Genomic DNA, 19925 nt, shown 5'->3' on the forward strand with positions numbered 1-19925 from the left:
TCAGTATGAAATCAATCCTTTGCCAAATACGAATTCACTCCAAAACTCCGGCCAAAGCCATTGTGATCAGCCAGGCATTAGGGAATTTATGGGGATGCCAAAGCGGGCAATCCATTAAAGTTCAACTTGGAAACAAAACGGTGATCACCCGGGTGATCATCGCTCCACTAACCGGAAACAAGATTTTCCTTTCCCCGGCGGTCGCCAGACAGTTGCTCTTTCCTTACACGGGAACCATCCGGGCCCTGTTTACCGACAAAACGTTGAAGTTCGGACCCGTGATCGGCATCCTCACCACCGGTTTCCGCCACCACCCGGAACAACCTTTCGGCAGCCGGACCCAGTTATTCCGCAGTTTCATTCAAGCCGGTTTTGACGAAAAGCCCTTCATCTATGTCTTTACTCCGGAAATGGTGAATTGGCAGAATCAAACCGTCCGGGGATGGTACTTCATCCAAAATCGTTGGCATCCCTTGCTCTCACCGTTTCCCGATGTCATTTATGAACGGATTCCCAATCGCCGGGCTGAATCCATGGCCCAGGTTCAGTCCTGTTTAAACCGCTTCAAAAAAAGCACCGCTTGCAAAATCTTCAACCAAGGCTTTTTCAACAAATGGTCCATCCATCAGATGCTGAACCACCATCCGGCAACATCCACTTTTATGCCCGAAACTTACATGCCTCCCACCCTGGAGATCATGGAAAGAATGCTGAAGGAACACCGGATGGTCTATTTGAAGCCCAGCGGCGGCAGTTTGGGGCTGGGGATTTTCCGCATCACGTACCACCCGGGGAAAGGTTACTATTGCCGGTTCCACAAAGGAAACAAAAACGTCCTTCACCTGTTCCGGTCATTAAAAGCGTTAATCAGCCATTATTTTGGCAGCATCCACTCTCCCCGGTTCAAAAAATATCTCGTTCAGCAGGGAATCCGGTTGATCCGGAATAACCACCGCCCCGTCGATTTCCGGGTTCACATGCACAAAGACAGTAAAGGACACTGGAAAGTGGTTGCCATCGGCTCCAAAGCGGCCGGATTCGGCTGCGTCACAACGCATGTCAGAACGGGAGGCTCCATCATCCGGACGGATGAACTGCTTCTCAAAACATTTCATCAGCATGCCTCCGATGTGAAAAAAATGATCATCCGCGCCGCTATCACCATTGCCGAAACATTGGAAGAACAGATTGACGGAACCCTGGGAGAGTTGGGGCTGGACATCGGGGTGGACCGCAACGGTCGTGTTTGGCTTTTTGAAGTGAATGCCAAACCGGGCAGGCACATCTTCTTGCATCCGAGTTTGCGCGAAGCCGGGCGCAGGTCTGCAAAATATATAACCGATTATTGTTTAAATCTGACCAACTTCATTTAACAAAGGGGGAGCGCCATCTTATGAAATTACCCAAAGCCGGCTGGCTGTCCATCGTACCGAACAAAAACACCCTGGAGTTTGTTCCGCTCAGACGATATCCGAAAAAACAGTTTCCCGGCATGGTTTCTGCCATTATCGGCCGTCACACGAAAGCGAAAATCAGATTCAACCCCCACGGCAGGCCCAGCCAATCCCATCACACGCCCGCCCGCCTCAGGCATTTGTCCCGCAATCATTATCAAGCCGGCCCGTTTGTCGCCATATTAACCTCGGACAACAAAAAGCCGTTTGGAGGCAATCACCAAAACTTTGCCGACTTGATCCGGACGGGAAGAGAAATGGGGGTCACCGTGTTTGTCCTCACCCCCCAAGGCATCGGCAACCATTCCACCGTCCACGGATATCTGCTGGATCCTCATTCGTTGAAACCGCAGTGGAAAGCAGCCAGGCTTCCCTTCCCGAATGTCGTGTACAACCGCATCCCCAACCGGATGATCGAAAAAACCCCGGAAGTCCGGCAAACCATCCGGCAACTGCAGCAAATGCCAGGCGTTTACCTGTTTAACCCCGGCTTTTTTGACAAATGGACGCTGTACCAACAACTCACTGCTTCTCCCGAATTGCACCGGCTGTTACCGGAAACCGTCCGGCTTCACCACATGGAACAACTGGAGCGCATGGCCGCCAAACATCCGGTTCTTTATTTTAAACCGATTGAAGGAAAAGCCGGCATCAAAATGATGCGCCTTGTCAAAAAGAAACGGCACTATGAACTCTCCTACCAAACCACCAGGGAAAAAAAGAAATACCGGGTTGGGACTTTGAAAGAAGTTTGGGATTTGTACAACCGGTTGAAACAAAAAACCTCCTATATTTTGCAACAAGGCATCCCTTTGGCCACCTTTCAAGGCCATCCGTTTGACATCCGCATTTTGCTCCAGAAAAACGGCTCCGGCCGGTGGGGATTATCGGGAATGGGAGTCCGGGTGGCCGGCGAACGGGCGATTTCCACCCATGTTCCCATGGGAGGGCGCATTGAAAAAATCGACACGGTACTTCAATCCGTGTTTGGCAGCGAAACGAATCGCATCAAAGAGCGGATCAAACGAGTCGGTATCCGGACCGCCCGGTGGATCGAAAACCAACAAAACGCCCTTCTGGGGGAAATGTCAATGGATCTCGGCATTGAAAAAGACGGAACCCTTTGGATCTTTGAGGCCAATTCCAAGCCGATGAAATTTGACGAACCCAACATCCGGAGACGGTCTTTGCGCCGTTTGATTGAATACTCATTGTACCTGAGCGGATTTTCGCATACATCGGAGGGGACGGCCACATGAAAATTCACGCCTTTCCGCCACAATCGCTGGAGCGGATCCGAAAACCCCTGCTCCGCTTTTTGAGGCGGTACGGAGACGGGAGAATCACCCATCAGGCCATGCGGTGGTTCCACCGGTTAACGCCTGAAGAATTGAAGGAAGGAACTTATATCGCCGCTGCTTATGACAAAAAAAAAGTGGCGGGAATCATTGTCTTTGGAAACTACGGAATCGAAGAATCTTTTATCGCAGTCCATCCGGATTACCGCCAAAGAGGGGTGGGAGAACAACTTTTGAAACAAGCGATCCAATCCTTGGGGAAAGTTTATGCCCGGGTCGCTTCCGATAACATCCCCAGTTTAAAACTGTGTTTTTCATGCGGATTAATGGCTTTTTCGCTATGTAAAGGCCCGACCGGAAAAGACACCCTCTGGCTGGGCGGGGGAACTTTCGATCCGGCGGACGTGTTAAACAAAAAATCCGAACCGTCCGTGAGAATCCCGGTTCCGGAAAATTAAACAAATGACTGCTCAGTTCTTGTTTCTGAGCAGTCATTTTCATTCGTTGGAGCGACAACGAATCTTATTTTCAACGGATCTTTTTTTCCGAATTTACCGAATCACACGTTTACTGAATCACACGTTGGGCTTTGACAAACCCTTCTTTCAACCAGCGGTCGGACAAATCGTCATACCGGACACCACCCGGTCCCCAGGTATGCAAGATTTTGTTGTTCCCGGCATAAATACCCACATGGCCGATCCGGCCTGGATTGCTTCTCAGCTCAAAGAACAACAAATCCCCCTTTTGGATCTCACTGAAAGGAACCGTTTGTCCAACCGTTGCTTGTTGACGGGAAGTGCGCGGCAGATCAATGCCGTTTTCTTTAAACACATGTTGAACAAAAGAAGAACAATCAAAGGTTTTGGTTTGTCCTGATTTTGCGCCAAACTGGTAAGGTGTTCCTAAATATTTTTCCCCTGTTGCGATAATCTGGTCTGCTTTGGTTGCAGCCGTTTGTTCTGTACCCGTTTGCCCGTTATCGGACGGTGCTTGTCCAGTTTGGTTTTCAGGAACCGTGGTTTGCCCGGATGGTTCTGAAGCTTCCGGATTTTCAGGCTGTGCATTTGCCTTATTTCCCTTGAACGCCCAACCGAACTGTTTAAAAATCTGGGAAATCAAGGAATGGTTGGCCTTCTCCAAAGTGGCGGCATGCGTGATGCCTGCCGGAAGTCCTGTAGAAATCACAAGAGATGCTGCGACAGTAATTCCCCATTTGATCAATTTTTTACTGTTTTGCATCAAATCCTCCTTTTCCATTTTTGCCGCTCCCAAAGCTAGGTTCATACTAACATAAATTCACGCTCCTTTAATATGTAATAAATGGTTATTCTCGGGAAACCCGATGAATACTGGCGTTTAGCAATTTTGATTTGACATGTTTCCATTTTTTGTTTTGATGCATATACCTAAACAAGAGTGGAAAATGCCCGATAGAAAGGAGTACGACCTTTGAAAAGGAGAAAGTCTCATTCAGCCAAAAAAAGGGAACGTCCCTCTCTTTACATGGCCGATGAACGAATTTTGGAGGAACTCATTCAGTTGGAACAAGCGGAATTGAAAAAGAAACAGAAAACCGGTCTGGTGGAAGACGTGGAAAACACCGTGGAAAACACAGTGGAACAGTCCGATTTATCCAAACTTTTAAATACTTCATCCACCCAGCCCCGGCTTAGCCATTCGCCAATTTACACCAATGACATCGCCGACGCTGCCATCACGGAGGAAAAAATCGCCAACCAGTCGATCAGCGGGAAAAAAATCAAACCGGACAGCATTGGCACCGATCACCTTGAACAGGCGGCAGTAACCGAATCCAAATTGAAAAACGAATCCGTCACCTCACAAAAAATTGCCAAAAATGCAGTCCGCTCCTTCCATCTGGATCAAGATTCCATTGACGGAAACCACATCAAAAAAGATTCCATTCAAGCCAAACACATCAAAGACAATGAAATCCCCGGCAGCAAATTATTGGACGGCAGCATCAATGAAAGCAAACTCAAAGAACGTTCGATCCAAGGCAAACACTTGTCACTGGGCCATATTTTAAATGAACATTTGGCCGATCAGTCCATCAGCGGCGAAAAGTTAAAAAGCGGTTCCATCCGCACCATTCATTTGGAAAATGAAGTCGTGAACCAAGCAAAACTGGCCGATGAATCCGTCTCCGAAAGCAAATTGCAAAACGGCGCTGTCACCAGCGACAAAATCGCGTCTCAATCGATCGAATCCCAACACATTCAACCCGGTTCCATTCAAGGTTCCCACATTCAGGAAAAAGCCATCAGCCCCCACCATTTTGGAGAACAATCCATCCCGGGGGAAAAAATCACCCATCAATCCATCACCGGACAGCAGATCCGAAATCAATCCATCCACAAAGATCATTTGAAGCCCAGCATCATCACCCATGAACATTTGACCCCGGATTCCGTCAAAGAACAACACATCGCCCCAAACAGTGTCCATGCCGAAGCCATTGCCGAAGGTGCCATTCAGGAAAAACATCTTAGCCGGAAAATCATCGGCGAAGAACACTTGCAAGAAAACAGCATCAGCAAACGCCATATCCAAGAAGCAAGCATCAATGATCAACATTTGGCCAATCATTCCATTTCCGGTTCCAAATTGATCGACCATTCGATTTCCACTTCCAAACTGGCTCCGGAATCGGTATCCACCGACAAAATCAACGACTTTGCCATCACTTCGAACAAACTGGCCAACCGATGCGTCACTTCCGAAAAAATCGGACACCACACCATTTTGCGGGAGCATCTGGGAGAACAAATCATCCAGTCCAGACACATTGACCGGGAGCAAATCCAACACAAACATCTGGCGGACGAATCCGTCTACGGGGATAAACTGGCCAATGAAAGCATTCAGGGAAAACACATCGGCCCCGGCGCCGTCAGCGGCCATCACATCGCCCCCTTTTCCGTTCAGTCCACCCACATCGTCGACGGAGCCGTCACCAAAGAAAAACTGGACCACTCCGTCATCGAAAACCAACATATTGCCGATCAGGCCATTGAAAATCATCACATTAAAAACGGGCAAATTCACACACGGCATTTGAAAGATCAAGCGGTGACCGCAGAAAAAATCGGGGAAGGCGAAATCGATTCCCGCCATCTCCACAGCGAATCCGTCACCTCCCGCCACATCCGGGAAAAACAAATCGGTCCGGAGCACATCAAAGACCAGTCCATTTCCAACGAACTGATCCAAAATGAAGCGATCCATGCCCGCAACCTCGGAGAAAAATCGGTCGAATCCCGACACCTTGCCGATGAAGCCGTATCGTCCCGACATATCGGGGAAAAGCAGATCCAAAGCCACCATCTGCAAGACCAATCCATCGGCGAAAATCACCTTGAAGACGGGGCAGTCCACGCAAAACATCTGAAACCCGGCGAAATTCACACGGAACATTTAAAAGACCATGCCATCATCAGCGAAAAAATCGCCAATCACCAGATCAAATCCCGGCATATTCAAGATAAAGCCGTCAACGCTGATCATATTCAGGATAAGCAAATCGGCGCCCGGCACATTCAGGAACAATCCATTTCCGGGGAGCTGCTCTGTGACGAAGCGATTTCGTCCCGGCATTTGGCATCCGACTCCGTATCGTCCCGGCATCTGTCCGCCGCATCCGTTTGGTCTCACCACATCGGGGAACAACAGATCCAAAGCGGGCACCTGGATGAAAACTCGATTTGCGAACATCATCTGAACGAGGAAGCGGTCGGGTCTTTGCACATCTCAGCCGATGCCGTTTTGTCCCGGCACATCGGAAAAGATCAGATCCAGGGCCACCATATTGAAGATTCGGCCGTCTCCGGCCGGCACATCCAGGAAGAGGCCATTCAATCCGGGCACATTCAAGAAAAGCAAATCGAATCGAAGCATATCGCGGAACAATCCATTGCATCCGGACACATCCAGGATGAAGCCATTGCGGCACGTCATCTGGCCCAAAATGCAATCTTGGCCCCACACATCTCAGCCAGTGCCGTTTTGTCCCGGCACATCGGAAAAGAACAAATCCAAGGCCACCATATTGAAGAAACAGCCGTCTCCGGCCGGCACATCCAGGAAGAGTCGATCACCAAAGCCCATCTTCAAGATGACGCAATCGATGCCGACAAACTGGCTTCGCATTCCATCTTGCCGCGCCATATTGCAGATGATTCCGTGCGCTCCTGGCACATCGCCCAGCGGCAAATCCAGGAAATGCACATTGAGCAAGGAGCCATTTCAACCGATCTGCTTCAAGATCAAGCCGTTCATTCCGACAAGTTGGCATCCCAATCCATCTTCCCCCGCCATATCAACGATGATGCGATTTTGTCCTGCCACATCGCCAAAAAACAAATCCAGGGAACACACATCGAATCCGGAGCCATTTCCGCGGAACATCTGACGGACCAAGCCGTCACCACCGAAAAAATCGCGGATCAAAGCATCGGCTTGGAGAAATTGAATTTCCGTCCGCTCCTTGCGGATGAACAACCCGCCACGGCTTCAGGCATTGCCCGTTTCCAACTGGAAGAAAATGTGTCCGGACGGACATTTAAAATCCCTCTGTCCACTCCGATCGAACCGTCCTATGCCGTCACAGCCATCACCAATCAACCGGGATGCTTGGTGACACTGAAAGAAAATCACGCCGACCACTTTGTGATCCAAATTGACCGCATCCATGAATCCACGACCGCCATTGAAGGATTGCTTCACTGGTTCGCACAGCAAACCCCGGCGGATGACATCCCTGCCGCCATCCCGGTTACAGACACGGACGATGTCGCCAATGAAGAGGAAAAACCGGATAACACAAATGCCGACCCACATCCCAAAGCGGTGGAACAGGAAGAAGAAAACGAACCAAACCACAGCCCATTATCCTATGATCCGGTTCAACCCTTCCTCCCGTTAACCATTTCCTCCGCAACGGATATCGCGGACACCGAAACAGCCGTGGAAGAAAAACCGCTGGAGGAAGAAGAAACGGAATCGCCGGGCGAAGAGGAAATGGAAACCCGGAGTGAAGAGGAGCCGGAAACCGGAACCGAAGATGTTCAACAAAAGGAGCCGCATTCCGGTGAATAAACAAAATGTCCGCTTCAATCCCGATTTGAAGCGGACATTTTTTTACATAAAACGCCGTGTGCATTTTTTCCCGTTATAACAAAAAACCACTTTTCTCTCTTCAATCACCGTCTCCAGATAGACCGGGCGGCCCCATAATGCGTAAACATGCGGCAACGTTTTTTCCAGATATTTCGTATCCAACTCGACGCCTTCATACCGATGGAGCAGATACAACCCGCCGTTTTCCGCATAATCCCCGTCTTGCACCACAATGACCGGATGCCCCCCGTTGATCCGGCTCATCACCAGCTCATCCCGGACCGACTCCCAGTTTTTGTCCGTGATTTTCCACTCGTCGCCTTTGCGTTGGAAAACATACAAATCCAGTTCATCCACCAACTCTTCGGTCAGGTAGTTCCGCAAAAAGGAAATATCCGAATCCAACTCCCGGACTTCGAAGATTTTTTTCCGGCCTTGCCCGGGCTTCATCCCCAACTCCCTCTGCTCTTTTTCGGTCGGGTGATCCCACCGGCGTTCAATGTCTTCAAACATCTTCAATCCCAGGTAATACGGATTGATGGATGTTTTGGAAGGCTGCAAAACAGAGGCATTCAAACTGGCAAATTCAATCGCCTCTTCTTCATTCAAATCCAATTCGCGCATGATGCGGATATGCCAGTAGGAGGCCCAACCTTCATTCATGATTTTGGTTTCCAACTGCGGCCAGAAATACAACATTTCGTTGCGCAAAATGGTCAAAATATCCTGATGCCAATCTTCCAGCACCCGGCTGTGTTTCATCAAAAACAGAACCAGGTCTTTTTCCGGTTGTTCAGGGAATCGTTTCTTTTTTGGAGAAGGCTTCGGGGGTTTTTCCGGTTGATCCAATTCCCACAAGTCGTCATATGGAGTGGAAGGTTTGGAAGAGGTTGACGGATTTGCTTTCTTCCGGTTGTCTGCTTTTAAATCCAAAAGGCTCGGATTGATGTGTTCTTGAATGGCGAGGGCATGATCCAAAAATTCCTCCACCACTTCTTTTCCGTACTTCATTTCATATTGGCGGATCCGCTCCGCACTGGCGGCCATCGTCTCCACCATGTCTCTGGAAGTTGCCGAAAAACGGACGTTGTTCTTAAAAAAGTCACAATGTGCCAGGACATGAGCGATGATCATTTTGTTTTGCGTCAAGCTGTTTCCCTTGAGCAAAAAAGCATAACAAGGATTGGAGTTGATGACCAGTTCATAAATTTTGCTCAAATTTAAATCATATTGCAGTTTCATTTTGTGAAAAGCTTTGCCGAAGCTCCAATGGGAAAACCGCGTCGGCATGCCGTAAGCACCAAAAGTATATATAATGTCTGCCGGACAAATTTCGTATCTCATCGGATAAAAATCAAGACCGAAACCCTTGGCTATCTCCGTGATTTCGGCAATCGCCCGTTCCAACGCCTTGTGGTCCACACTCATCTCGCATCTCCTTCCCGAAAAGGAATTCCTTTCTATATCTGATTCAGACCCACACAGAACTGGAACGACTGCTTTCATGAAAGAACGAAATTTATATTAATATATAAGTATATTTTACTAAATTTTCCGTAAAAATTCAATCTTTCCGGTTGAAGGATTGGCACCCTCCCCGCCCTTGTTTCATAAAATATAATCATGTAATGACCTTTACGAAATTTCAACACAAGATCAATTGACAACTCTTTCTGTCAAGCGTTATACTTGACAACGTTCAAAACCTTATATAGTCATGGTTTTATCTCTGTTAGGTGAGGTTCCTGTTCGGAGATACGCTACTGCCCAAAAATGTCGAGAGACGCCAATGGGTCAGCAGAAAAGATCGGAACGAAGGTCTTTTCTAATGTAGCTGGTTGTTACAACCTATGCCGTGCAGTGCCAAAGCTCGATGAGGGAGATAAAGGCCGGCTCATGCTTTCATGGGCTTGTTTTGTTCTGTCTCCCGCTCTCATCGTCAGTGGGAGTTTTTTATTTTATAAAAGGGGGGAAACGAGATGAGTCAAGCAGCTTTCGTCAAGGAAGAGTTGCAAAACCTGTTCTGCTCCGAAAAAAAAGAAACGCGCTTGTTGGAGCTTTTGCGCCAAATGCAACCATACGATTTGGCCGAGATTTTCCGAGATTTGGATGTGGATCTCCAACGGGAACTCATCACCCATTTATCTTTGGCTCATGCCGCGGAAGTTTTGGAATATCTCGAGCCGGAAAGAACCTATGAGTTGCTGAGCCGCATGGACGAAACGGTCACCTCGTTATTGATCAAGCAAATGTCCAGTGACATGGTGGTGGACCTCCTGCTCGCCATCCACCCGCTGCAAGCCGAAAAGTTGCAACGGCTGCTCCCGGCGGATTACCGGAAAAAGATCAAACAGCTAATGACTTATCCGGAGGATACGGCCGGCGGCTTGATGACAGTGGATTATGTATCGGCCCGGGCCTATTGGACGGGGGAACAAACCATCCGGCACATCCGGAAAGTGGGTTATGAAGCGGAGATTGTCTCCTACATCTATGTCACCGACCAACGTGGCAAACTTTTTGGCGTGGCTTCACTCAAAGAAATCATTTTGGCCGATCCGAAAACCCCGCTTTCCGACATCGCCAAAACCGATATCATTTCCGTTCCGGCCGAAACCGGACAGGAAGAGGTCGCATCGGTTTTGTCCCGTTACGGTTTTTATGCCGTACCCGTCGTGGACCGGCAACACCGGTTGATCGGAATCGTCACCTACGATGATGTGGTCGAGGTCATTCAGGAAGAAGCAACCGAAGACATCCAAAAAATCGGAGGAAGCCAACCGTTGACCGAACCTTACTTCAAAACCTCCATCTGGAGTTTATACCGGAAACGGATTGTCTGGCTCTTCATTTTGTTTGTCGGAGGTGCTTATACCGCAACAGTTTTGGAAAGTTACCAGAGCACGCTGGATCAAGTGGTTGCCCTATCCTTTTTTATCCCTTTGTTAATCGGGACAGGCGGAAACACCGGTTCGCAAATTGTCACCACACTGATCCGGGCCCTCGGTGTCGGGGAAGTCAAGTTTCAAGATTTGTTCCGTGTCATCAAAAAAGAACTCCTCACCGGAATGTTTCTCGGCATGTCGCTGGGACTGATCGGCTTTATCCGGGCTTGGATCATGGGCGTCACCTTTGACGTGGCTTATGTGGTCGCGTTGGCTGCGATGTTTATTGTCATCTGGTCGTCCGTGGTTTCCGCAGCATTGCCGCTGATCCTGAGCCGGCTGAAAGCAGACCCGGCGGTCGTTTCCGGACCATTGATCAGCACCTTGGTGGATGGAACCGGATTGATCATTTACATGACGATTGCCAAAATGATATTGGAACTTTAAAATCTGATGAATCGAGGTTGATGAAACTTTGAGTACCGATCAAAGTTCTGATCAGGAGATGAAGGCAGGTGCCTTTGGTTAATCCTCTGTGAAACAACACCAGGACCAAACCAAAAGCACCTGCCTTTTAGTATGCAAGAAAAAAGAATTTCAGAAGGTTTTGATATTTTTACATAGAATTATTCATATGGATAAAGATTGCCTTCTTTTATCAATTGAATAGTTTCAATCTTTATCCAATTCATTATATTTTTGAAAGGAGTGCCTTTGTTCCCATGCTTTCCCGTAAAAAACGGTGGTTTTCCCTGACTGTCTCCCTGATGCTTTTGGCGGCCTTTCCGATGACCGGCTTTGTCAACAGCGCAACAGAATCCTTGGATGAAAACCGTTTTTCCACCACCGGATTCTACCACATCCCTGAAGTCAAAAGCAAAGAACAACGAACCGAAATTGCCCGGACCGGTGCATCCATCGAAGAGGTCGGAGCGGATTATGTGAGAGTGCTTGCAACCGACACGGAACTGAAAAGCCTGAAAGAAAAAGGCTTTCAACCCAAAGCCGAGCCGGTGTTGGGAACCCTCGATTTCCCCGATGCCGACTCCCGCTACCACAACTATGACGAAATGGTAAAAGAGATTGATCAAGCCGTTTCCGATCACGGCGACATCGTCCGCAAATTCAGCATTGGAAAATCATATGAAAACCGTGACCTGTGGGCGGTGAAGATCAGCGACAACGTTCAAGAGGATGAAGACGAGCCGGAAGTTCTCTACGCCTCCCTGCATCATGCCCGCGAACATTTAACCGTTGAAATGGCTCTTTATCTGCTCCACCTGTACACCGACAATTATGCCACCGATCCGAGAATCAAAGAGATTGTCGATTCCCGGGAAATCTACATCCTCTTTAATATGAACCCCGACGGGGGAGAGTACGACATCTCCACCGGCAAATACCAATACTGGCGCAAAAATCGCCAGCCCAACAGCGGATCTTCCTCCATCGGCACCGACTTGAACCGGAACTACGGTTACCAGTGGGGTTGTTGCGGAGGTTCCAGCAGCAATCCGTCCAGTGAAACCTATCGCGGACAAGCTCCTTTTTCCTCACCGGAAACCGCTGCTCTCCGCGATTTCGTCAACAGCCGGGTGATCAACGGGGAACAGCAAATCAAAACGGCCATCAGTTTTCACACCTACAGCGAATTGATCTTGTGGCCCTACGGATACACCTACGAAAACACCCCGGATGACATGAGCGCTGATGATTATCAGGTATTTAAAACCATGGGGGAAGCCATGGCTGAAACCAACGGTTACACCCCCCAACAATCCAGCGACTTGTACATCACGGATGGAGACATGACCGACTGGGCATACGGCGAACATAACATCTTCGCCTTCACGTTTGAAATGTATCCGAAAGGAACCTCCGGCGGAGGCTTTTATCCACCGGATGAAGTCATTGAACGCGAAACGGAACGGAACCGGGAAGCGGCTCTTTATCTGGCGGAACAAGCCAATTGTCCCTATCGGGTCATCGGAAAAGAGGCACAATATTGCCAAGCTAAGGATTAACAATATAAGATTTAAGATCCTTTCTCACAAAATCTGTGACGGCCCATGTCCGGCCGTCTTTTTTTGCGCATGAAAAACAAAACATTGAAACACACTAACCATGAAGGTGATACCATGTGGGAATTTATCGTGGAGCATATTCCGGATAAGAAAATATTCATTTTTGCCATATTGATTCTCGTGATTCCTTGTGCCGTGACCCGCCTCTTTCAATGGATTCGTTCATGAAAGGATGACTGACGTTGATCAAGCGCCATTTCTACCGGAAACGGAAAAAAGACATACATGAAAACAAACAATCAGCCGATACGGATCGTTTGAAAAACAACCTTGAAACCAATGTGAATTATTTCAACAAACTGACAGAACAACATCCGGACTTGACCATCCGTTCCTTTCGAATCGGCGGGACCAACATCCAGGCGGCCTGTTTGTTTATGAAAGAAATGGTGGATGAAAAAATCATCAACGAACAAATTCTTGACCGGTTGATGCACAACTGGGATGAATTTTCCACCCGGGAGACCGGATTCATCCAGTCAGATGAAATCATCCACTTTATCAAAAACCACGTTTTAAGTTTCTATAAGCTCAAAGTAATCCAAAGCTATTCGGAGATTTTCACGCATTTGATCCGGGGATCCACGGCGGTGTTGGTGGACGGATGCGACCAAGCAATTGTAATGGCCACTAGCAAGAAGTTGACAACCAGCTTGGGACCCTCCGAAACCGAAGCAATTGTCCGGGGACCCCAAATCGGTTTCACCAACTCGCTGGAAGTCAATTTGGCGCTGCTCCGGCAAAGTTTGGCCACGCCGAATCTTACTTATAAGTCCTATGTTCTCGGAAGGCGGACACAGCGCAAAGCGTCAGTCGTCTACATCCAGGACCTCGCAGACCCGGAATTGGTCAAAACGGTGGATCAACGCATAAAAGAGATCGACATCGATGAAGTATTGGACACCAGTTATATTGAGCATTTGATCGAAGACAACACCTTTTCTCCATTTCCGCAAGTGCAAGACACCGAACGTCCGGACCGGGTGGCGGGGGCGCTGACAGAAGGACGGGTGGCGATACTTCTGGACGGGACCTCCTTTGCCCTGATTGTACCTGTCACGTTTTGGATGTTTTTGCAATCGCCGGAAGACTACTACACCCGTTGGATTCCGGGGATCCTGCTACGTTACTTGCGGTACATGTCTGCTTTTCTGTCGATTTCCCTGCCGGCTTTCTATATCGCCTTTACCTCCTTCCATCAAGGGCTGATCCCGACAAGGCTGGCGATGAGCATTGCCGCCACCCGGGAAGGTGTGCCTTTCCCGTCGGTTTTGGAGGCGTTGTTTATGGAAGTGGCAATTGAAGTGTTGCGGGAAGCCGGGCTCCGTCTTCCCAAATCGGTCGGCCAGACCGTGGGTATTGTCGGCGGGTTGGTGATCGGGGAATCCGCTGTGCAAGCTGGCATTGTCAGTCCCATCTTGTTGGTGGTGGTTGCGGTGACAGCGATCTCATCCTTTGCCATCCCCCAATATAACGCCGGGATCGCTCTCCGGTATTTGCGCTTTGTGCTCATGTTATTTGCCGCCTTTTTCGGTTTGTACGGGATCATCATCTTTTTCTTGTTAACAATGACTCATCTCGTCCGCTTGGAAAACTTCGGATTCCCTTACTTGGCACCGATTGTCCCCATACGAACCCAAGATTGGAAAGACATTTTGTTCCGGTCGCCGCTGAGTCGCACAAACCGCCGTCCGGTCACCTTAAAACCCCAAGACCCGGTCCGGCAAAAACAATGAAGGATGTGTCGTGATGCTAGACAGCAATCGGAAACAGATCACCACCATTCAAACATCGATATTCATCGCCTCGGTCATTCTGGGAATGGGCGTCCTAACCCTTCCCCGGAATGTCACGGAAGACACACAAGGACAGGACGGTTGGATTTCGGTCATTCTTGCAACCCTGATTCTTCTGTTGATGGGATGGTTGATTATCCGGTTGAACCGGTATTATCCGGATCAAACCTTTTTTCAATACAGCACGCAAATCTTTGGCAAATGGATCGGCAATTTGGCCAATTTGATCTTTCTCTCATATCTTTTTATCACTGCCGGCTATGAATTGAGAGGCATGGCCGAGGTGACACACTTCTATTTGCTTCCCAACACCCCGCCGGCTGTATCCATATCGCTCATGGTGTTTGTCGGGATTTATCTGATGACCGGCGGAATCGTTGCCGTCGCCCGGATGTTTGAAATTTTGCTTCCCATCACTCTCTTCTTTTTCTTTGTCGTATTGGCCACCAGCTTTAAAGTGTTTGAATGGCGAAACATTCTGCCGGTCATGGGAATGGGGGTGGAACCGGTGATCAAAGGGATTCACGGTTCATCCCTGACGTTTTCAGGTTATGAATTCATGTTGGTGTTAAACGCATTCATGCAACGAAAAAAAGAAGCATGGAAAGCGATTTCCGCCGGGATTTTGGTGCCCGCACTCTTTTACGTTGTCATTGTGATTGTCGTGGTGGGCGGATTGGGACCGGATCAGACGATCACCCTCACTTTTCCGACCATTGAATTAATCCGCTCCTACGAACTGACAGGCATATTTTTCGAACGATATGAAGTGTTTTTGCTGGCCGTCTGGATCTTGCAAATCTTCGCCACCTATGTGAGCATGCAATACATCTTTTGTCTGGGGATTTCCCAAATTACCGGAAAAAACATCCGTTTTTTTATCTACGGAGTCTCTCCCTTGATCTTTTTGATCGCATTCCTGCCGGCGGATATCAATGAATTTTTTAACCTGGGCACCATTTTGGTGCACATCGAGCTCTTCGTGGTCTTCATCATTGTGCCGATCGCACTGGTGGTTGCCTGGATCCGCAACCGGCGTTCAAGACACCATAATTAACGGAGGTCAACATGAACGGAAAAAGGCGACTGTTTGTCAGTTTGATTCTCGTAAGCCTGATCATGCTCACAGGCTGTTGGGACTACCGGGATATTGAAGAAACTTCAGCCAATATCGGACTGGCCCTTGATCTGGGTGACACAGAGACCGGTGAAGTCCGGATTGAAGGGGAAAAACCGGTGATCAACGCCACCCTTCAAATTATGGATCCGAAACAACCCTCCAGCGGAGAAGGGACAATCGATTATGAAAATACAACGATCACCGGAAACACCTTAGGCAAGATGGCTGTGGAAGTCGCTTTATTCAACCGGGGTCCGCTCATTGGACAACACCTGAAGATCACGTTGATCGGGGAAGAATTGGCCAAACGCATGAATTTTCGAAACATGCTGGACTATCTGTTTCGAGGCCCGTATGTCCGCTTAAGCAGCACCATCCTGTGCACGAAAGGAAAAGCGGGAGAGTTTCTGCAGAGCGATGATAAAAGCAAAGGCGATAAATTGCCGGCTCTTAAAATTCTCAGTATCGCAGACAACACCAAATATTCGCTTCGGATATTAGAGCCGGTGACGTATGGAAGAGCAGGGAAATTTTTGGCCAGCAACCAAAGCTTTTTGCTCCCCTGCATCGCCAAAAAAAATGATGAAATCGTACTGGAAGATGCCGCTGTCATCAGCGGGAGAAACAAAAAATTGATCGGTTTCATGAATTCCGAAGACATTGCTGGGGTCAACTGGATCACCGGAAAAAAGGGAGGCGGCGTGTTAAACGTTTATGATGAGGATCAAGCCATTTTCGCCGTCAGGATTTTTAACATGTCCAGCAAAATCAAACCCCGTGTGGAAGGTGACAAAATTTCTTTTGATGTCCACGTAAAAACCGGAGGTTATTTGACGGAAGACTGGATTGAAGAAGAAGACGCCACGGATCCGAAATATCTTAAACGCTTGGAAAAAAGGGCAGAAGATAAAATCGTCCATCAAATGCGTTCGGTATTGTATAAAATGCAAAAAATTTATCAGGCCGATGTGGCCGGTTTCGGAGACGCCCTCCGCATCCATGACAACAAATTGTGGCAACGCATCAAGAATGAATGGGAAGTCAAATGGTTTGCCGACGTTCCGATTCGCATTAAAGTCGATCTCAATTTGCGGGACTACGGTGTCAAAGCCAAAGACGGGTGATCCTCCTCCTTCTCACGCCAAAGATATGTTATATTTGTTAAAAAATAAAGGAGGAGAAAACCATGCATGCACAAATCATCCGCCAATTTGGTTCCCCGGATGTGTTTGAACCGGTAACCCTCCAACGTCCGGCGGTGTTGCCCGGCCATGTCCTGATCCGCGTCGCCGCCACCAGTGTCAATCCGATTGATACAAAAATCCGAAGCGGAGCCGTGCCGAATGTTGCCCCCGAACTGCCGGCCGTTTTACACGGCGATGTGGCCGGGGTCATCGAAGAAACCGGGGAAGGGATCACCTCTTTTCAAGTCGGGGATGAGGTTTTTGCCTGTGCCGGAGGCTTTAAAAACACGCATGGCGGGGCTCTGGCTGACTACCTGCTCGTCCGCGAAGAGCTGGTGGCGCCAAAACCCCGCTCGCTCTCCTTCCAAGAAGCGGCCGCCCTTCCCTTGGTGTCGATCACCGCTTGGGAAGCCGTTTTTGAACGGGGACGAATTCAAGAAGGACAAAACGTGTTGGTTCATGCCGGAACCGGGGGCGTCGGCCATATCGCCCTGCAACTGGCCAAACTCACCGGTGCCACGGTACATACCACCGTCTCCACAGACCGGAAAGCAGAAATCGCCAAAAGGTTGGGAGCCGATCACCCCATTTTTTACCGGCAAAGTGAAGTGGATGACTATGTCAAACAATATACCGGCGGCGAAGGCTTTGACGTGGTGATCGACACCGTTGGCGGAGCCAATATCGACCGTTCTCTGCAAGCAGTCAAAATCCACGGCCATGTCGTCACCATCGCGGCCCGTTCCACGCATGATTTATCCCTCATGCACAACAAAGGATTGACCCTGCATGCCGTCTTTATGATCCTCCCGATTCTCACCGGCAAAGGCCTGCAACGCCATGGTGAAATCTTGAGACAAATCAGCCGGTGGGTGGATGAAGGAAAAATCAAGCCCTTGTTGGATGAAAAAACTTACGCTTTTGCAGAAGCGGCTGAAGCCCATCGACGGCTCGAATCGGGCCAGGCGGTTGGAAAAGTCACTCTGGTCAACGAAAACTTCTCCTGAAAAAAGAGGCGGAAATGCTCCGCCTCTTTTTACCGCTTCAAAGGGATTCTGCCACCGGGCGAATCACGGCCCTGACCGGGCTCCCGTCCCCTCCGAGAATGGGAAGCGGCAAAGCGATCAATTCATAAATCCCTTCTTCCACATTGTCCAAAACCGCCCCCTCCAAAATGTGGATGCCTGCATCCCATAAAGCATGGTGTGCCGGCAACGTCTTGCTGTCGATCGGATCCACGGACGGAACATCCAGCCCGATCAGGCGGATCCCCTGTTTTTTCAGATACGGGACCGCATCCGGATCAAGATGACAAATTTCTTCGGGAAACACGTTCCGATCCCGCCACGAATCGGTCCGGATCAGAAGGCGGCTTATCCCGCCCCATTCTTTTTCCATCAGGTCCTCCGCCTTGATTTTTTCTCTTCCCGGCAAATGAATGACCCTGGCTTTGCCGATATAAAGATTCACATCCAATTCGTTCACCTTGCTCCCCGCCTCGTCAAAGTGAAAAGGGGCATCAATATGGGTTCCGGTATGGGTGCTCATTTGCACCTGACCGACATTGACCGATCCGCTTTCTTCTTTGGTGTAAGTGAATTCATATTGAAACGGGGCATCTCCCGGCCAAACCGGGATTCCGGAGTGAAGGGGCTGGGAAATATCAATCCAGGTCATCAAGTCACCTCTTTCGATTCAGTGGGGTAATGTTGATACTTTTTCTCATCCATAATCTGCTTCAATCGTTTCATGGCTTCACAAACATCGATGAACGAGTTGTATAAAGCCACCGGAGCCAATCGTATCACATTGGGAGGGCGAAAGTCAGGGATGACGCCCTCTGCCTTTAATGCCCTGCTGATTTGAAGGGCATCGGGATGTTCCAAAGCAAGATGCCCTCCACGCTGCTTGGGATTCCGCGGGGTTCCGGTTTCAAATCCGTAAGAAGAAAAAATCTGATCCACCATTTTGAAAAGAAAGTCCGTTAACATTAACGATTTTTTGCGTATGGCTTCCATCCCCGCTTCAGCAAAGATGGACAACGATCCAATGAGCGGAGCCATACTGAGCAAATGCGGCGTTCCGATCTGATAAGCCCCGGCGTCGCTTCCGGGGATCATCTCCGGTGCCATTTCAAATTGGCGCTCTTTGTCCGAACCAAACCAACCGGCAAGCCCCGGTTTGGTTCCGTGATGTTTTTTGTGGACATAGAGACCGGCCACCCCACCAGGACCGCTGTTCAAATATTTATACGTGCACCAAGCGGCAAAATCAACCCCCCACTCCGCAAACCGGTGGGGAACCGCCCCGACAGAATGGCATGCATCCCAGCCGATGAGGATGCCGCGCTCATGAGCCGCTTTGGTCAACTTTTCCATATCCAACAATTGTCCGCTTTTGTATAAAACGGCCGGCAACCAGGCCAGCGCCACCTCCTCATTCATCATTGCAATGATTTCATCCTCATCCAAATATCTCCCCGACGGGTCAGACGGCACACAGATCAAGTCTTCTTCCGCAGAATATCCGTGAAGAATCAACTGGCTTTTTAAAGCATAAAGATCGGAGGGAAAATTGAGTACATCCGCCAAGATCTTGCGGCGGGAACCTTGCGGGCGGTAAAAAGTGGCAACCAATTGGTGGATATTCACCGTCGTCGAACCGGTCACCACCACTTCCTCCGGCCGCGCCCCCACCAAAGGCGCCATCTTTTGCCCCAAATCCTCCGCGAAATAAAACCAGGGCCTTTTTCCCTGAACCCAGCCGTCTATCCCGAGTTTTTTCCAACTGTCCAAAACTTCCTTCAAGGCCAGCTCCGAACGTTTGGAAAGCAACCCCAATGAATTCCCGTCCAAGTAGATTTTCCCGTCCGGCAAATAAAATTCCCCGCGATACTTCCCGAGCGGATCGTTTTGATCCAGCTCCCATGCTTCTTCAAAAAAAGAGGAGAAGGACGGCACCG

General features: G+C 49.1%; 14 protein-coding genes and 1 riboswitch. Of the genes, 10 read left to right on the top strand and 4 right to left on the bottom strand.

What is annotated here, in order from left to right:
- Positions 1 to 5 precede the first annotated feature (5 nt).
- The 3 genes from I8U21_RS13125 to I8U21_RS13135 are packed head-to-tail and all read left to right on the top strand — an operon-like array spanning position 6 to position 3210.
- Positions 6 to 1373, top strand: a complete 1368-nt coding sequence (locus I8U21_RS13125) for a YheC/YheD family endospore coat-associated protein (RefSeq protein ID WP_181732484.1) — start codon at positions 6 to 8, stop codon at positions 1371 to 1373.
- A gap of 20 nt (positions 1374 to 1393) precedes the next feature.
- Positions 1394 to 2713, top strand: coding sequence for a YheC/YheD family endospore coat-associated protein (locus tag I8U21_RS13130; protein WP_198054052.1), 1320 nt, complete (start codon positions 1394 to 1396; stop codon positions 2711 to 2713).
- Complete coding sequence (locus I8U21_RS13135; RefSeq protein ID WP_198054053.1) at positions 2710 to 3210, top strand: GNAT family N-acetyltransferase; 501 nt, start codon at positions 2710 to 2712, stop codon at positions 3208 to 3210. Before I8U21_RS13130 ends, I8U21_RS13135 begins: the two co-directional genes overlap by 4 nt.
- 109 nt (positions 3211 to 3319) lie before the next feature.
- Here I8U21_RS13135 and I8U21_RS13140 read toward each other — a convergent pair whose 3' ends face one another.
- Positions 3320 to 3994, bottom strand: coding sequence for a C40 family peptidase (locus I8U21_RS13140; protein WP_198054054.1), 675 nt, complete (start codon positions 3992 to 3994; stop codon positions 3320 to 3322).
- 210 nt (positions 3995 to 4204) lie between these two features.
- On the opposite strand from I8U21_RS13140, the gene I8U21_RS13145 reads away from it, so the two are divergent.
- Positions 4205 to 7873 (top strand): WIAG-tail domain, encoded by a 3669-nt coding sequence (locus tag I8U21_RS13145; RefSeq protein WP_198054055.1) that lies wholly within the window; start codon positions 4205 to 4207, stop codon positions 7871 to 7873.
- A gap of 42 nt (positions 7874 to 7915) precedes the next feature.
- Here the strand turns inward: I8U21_RS13145 and I8U21_RS13150 are convergent, their stop codons facing one another.
- Positions 7916 to 9322, bottom strand: a complete 1407-nt coding sequence (locus I8U21_RS13150) for a SpoVR family protein (protein WP_198054056.1) — start codon at positions 9320 to 9322, stop codon at positions 7916 to 7918.
- Positions 9323 to 9615: 293 nt separating this feature from the next.
- Positions 9616 to 9782: riboswitch (M-box (ykoK) riboswitch) on the top strand.
- Positions 9783 to 9873: 91 nt separating this feature from the next.
- Between I8U21_RS13150 and mgtE the strand changes: the two genes are divergently transcribed.
- The 6 genes from mgtE (at position 9874) to I8U21_RS13180 (ending at position 17970) form a co-directional block, all read left to right on the top strand.
- Positions 9874 to 11226, top strand: coding sequence for a magnesium transporter (gene mgtE, locus I8U21_RS13155; protein WP_037994408.1), 1353 nt, complete (start codon positions 9874 to 9876; stop codon positions 11224 to 11226).
- Positions 11227 to 11501: 275 nt separating this feature from the next.
- On the top strand, positions 11502 to 12803 hold the full coding sequence (locus I8U21_RS13160; protein WP_198054057.1) for a M14 family metallopeptidase: 1302 nt from the start codon (positions 11502 to 11504) through the stop codon (positions 12801 to 12803).
- Between the two features lie 242 nt (positions 12804 to 13045).
- Entirely contained in the window at positions 13046 to 14599 is a 1554-nt protein-coding gene (locus tag I8U21_RS13165; RefSeq protein WP_198054058.1) for a spore germination protein, read from the top strand.
- A 13-nt stretch (positions 14600 to 14612) separates the two neighbouring features.
- Positions 14613 to 15716, top strand: coding sequence for a GerAB/ArcD/ProY family transporter (locus I8U21_RS13170; RefSeq protein WP_037994401.1), 1104 nt, complete (start codon positions 14613 to 14615; stop codon positions 15714 to 15716).
- Positions 15717 to 15727: 11 nt separating this feature from the next.
- Entirely contained in the window at positions 15728 to 16903 is a 1176-nt protein-coding gene (locus I8U21_RS13175) for a Ger(x)C family spore germination protein (RefSeq protein WP_198054059.1), read from the top strand.
- Between the two features lie 62 nt (positions 16904 to 16965).
- Positions 16966 to 17970: a zinc-dependent alcohol dehydrogenase family protein gene (locus I8U21_RS13180; protein WP_121873937.1), complete on the top strand. Its 1005-nt coding sequence runs from the start codon at positions 16966 to 16968 to the stop codon at positions 17968 to 17970.
- A 37-nt stretch (positions 17971 to 18007) separates the two neighbouring features.
- Here the strand turns inward: I8U21_RS13180 and kynB are convergent, their stop codons facing one another.
- Both kynB and kynU read right to left on the bottom strand, forming a co-directional pair.
- Positions 18008 to 18640, bottom strand: coding sequence for an arylformamidase (gene kynB, locus I8U21_RS13185; RefSeq protein WP_037994396.1), 633 nt, complete (start codon positions 18638 to 18640; stop codon positions 18008 to 18010).
- Positions 18640 to 19923 (bottom strand): kynureninase, encoded by a 1284-nt coding sequence (gene kynU, locus I8U21_RS13190; RefSeq protein ID WP_198054060.1) that lies wholly within the window; start codon positions 19921 to 19923, stop codon positions 18640 to 18642. Before kynU ends, kynB begins: the two co-directional genes overlap by 1 nt.
- Positions 19924 to 19925: the final 2 nt, after the last annotated feature.

The organism is Thermoactinomyces sp. CICC 23799 (genome assembly GCF_016055145.1).
Classification (GTDB): Bacteria; Bacillota; Bacilli; order Thermoactinomycetales; family Thermoactinomycetaceae; genus Thermoactinomyces; species Thermoactinomyces intermedius.